Below are 1,948 nucleotides of genomic sequence, written 5' to 3' on the forward strand. Positions count from 1 at the left end.
ACGACACGGGCGGGGCGTCCGGCCCGTGGTCGGGGTGGTGCTCCCAGCGCACGCGGTGGGTTCCGAAGCCTGCGGCGTGGACTCCGTCGTGGCCCACCGGCCGCCGGCATCGGTAGGACAGCGAGAAGAGATCTCTGCAGGAGTCCTGGAACGTGGTGTAGGCGAACTCGAGGTCGAGGCGTTCGTCGATGGTCATGGCGGCCACTTTCGGGGGTGAGGACAGGCCGCCCGCGACGGTGCGGACCTACTCATTATCGCCCGCTGTGCCCGATATCTGCCAGAGGCCCCCGGACAGCAGGGCGAGAGCCGGGGCACGACCCGGCTCCCGCTGCCTGTGCGTGGTGAGGGACTAGGCGATCATTCCGTGCGGGTCCAGCACGTACTTGCGCGCCGCACCCTTGTCGAACTCGACGTACCCCTGAGGTGCCTGGTCGAGCGGGATCACCGTGGCGTTGACGTTCTTCGCGATCTGCGTGCGATCGTGCAGGATCGCCATCATGAGCTGCCGGTTGTAGCGCATGACCGGGCACTGCCCGGTGGTGAACGCGAGCGACTTCGCCCAGCCCAGGCCGAGCCGGATCGACAGCGACCCGATCTTGGCGGCATCGTCGCTGGCTCCGGGGTCCCCCGTGACGTACAGACCCGGCACGCCTACGGCGCCGCCCGCCCGCGTGACGTCCATGACCGTGTTGAGCACAGTGGCGGGACGCTCCTCCTGGGCGCTGTCGCCGTGGCCATGGGCCTCGAAGCCGACCGCGTCGACGGCACTGTCGACCTCCGGCTCGCCCAGGATCTGCGCCAGCTGGTCCTTCGGGTCACCCTGCGACACGTCGATCGTCTCGCAGCCGAAGCTGCGCGCCTGCTCGAGGCGCTGCTTCTGGAGGTCGGCGACCACGACCACCGCAGCGCCGAGGAGGAACGCCGACGTGGCCGCGGCGAGGCCGACGGGGCCGGCGCCGGCGATGTAGACCGTCGAGCCCGGCCCCACGCCCGCCGTCACGCAGCCGTGGAACCCGGTCGGGAAGATGTCCGCGAGCATCGCCAGATCGAGGATCTTCGCCATCGCCCGGTCCTTGTCCGGGAACTTCAGCAGGTTCCAGTCGGCATAGGGCACCAGCGCGTACTCGGCCTGGCCGCCGACCCACCCGCCCATGTCCACGTAGCCGTACGCCGACCCTGGGCGGTCCGGGTTGACGTTCAGGCAGACACCGGTCTTTCCCTCCTTGCAGTTGCGACATCTGCCGCATGCGATGTTGAACGGGACCGAGACGAGATCACCGACCTTGATGAACTCGACGTCCCGGCCGGTCTCGACGACCTCGCCGGTGATCTCGTGACCCAACGCCAGGCCCTGTGGCGCGGTGGTGCGACCACGAACCATGTGCTGGTCGCTGCCGCAGATGTTGCTGGCGACGACCTTGAGGATGGCTCCGTGCGGGACCTGGCGTCCGACGTTGTCGGGATTCACTCCCGGGCCGTCCTTGAGTTCGAATGTCGGGTAGTCGATGGTCTCGACCTCGACCTTGCCGGCGCCCTTGTAGATGACTGCCTTGTTGCCTGGCATGACGTGCTCCTCCCCCGAGGGCTCGATGTGTGGAGATGCGGTCAGGGCTGTACGAGGTGGATCGAGCCAGCGGCCTCGCCTCCTCCCTGCGGCTCGCGAGGTCCGAGGTGGGCCGACGTGACCGGCGGGCGTGGATCGGCTGCGCTGCCCGTGGGCTCACTCGCATGCGGGAGCCTCGCCACGGGTGGCGCGCACAGGGAGGCCGTACGACATGGGCGCGACGCGGTCATCGCGTGCCCCGATCCGGCTGTGGTGGCGGGCCGTCCGTGCCGCCATCGTGCCACCTAGAACACCAGGGAACGGCGCCGGAGAAGGGGAATGTCACCTCGCTGGACGAGGGGGAACCCCCTCACCGAGCTCTCAACGTAAACCCGTCGCCGACAC

The 1,948-nt window shown here is 68.9% G+C and carries 2 protein-coding genes; both read right to left on the reverse strand.

From position 1 onward, the window contains the following. Positions 1 to 196 (reverse strand): hypothetical protein (locus tag VIU94_RS17365; protein WP_331912494.1); only part of this gene is annotated, 196 nt, incomplete at its 3' end. A gap of 153 nt (positions 197 to 349) precedes the next feature. Continuing rightward, positions 350 to 1,564 (reverse strand): formaldehyde dehydrogenase, glutathione-independent, encoded by a 1,215-nt coding sequence (fdhA, locus tag VIU94_RS17370; RefSeq protein WP_331912496.1) that lies wholly within the window; start codon positions 1,562 to 1,564, stop codon positions 350 to 352. Positions 1,565 to 1,948: the final 384 nt, after the last annotated feature.

This window comes from Streptomyces sp. (assembly GCF_036566765.1).
Lineage (GTDB): Bacteria > Actinomycetota > Actinomycetes > Streptomycetales > Streptomycetaceae > Streptomyces.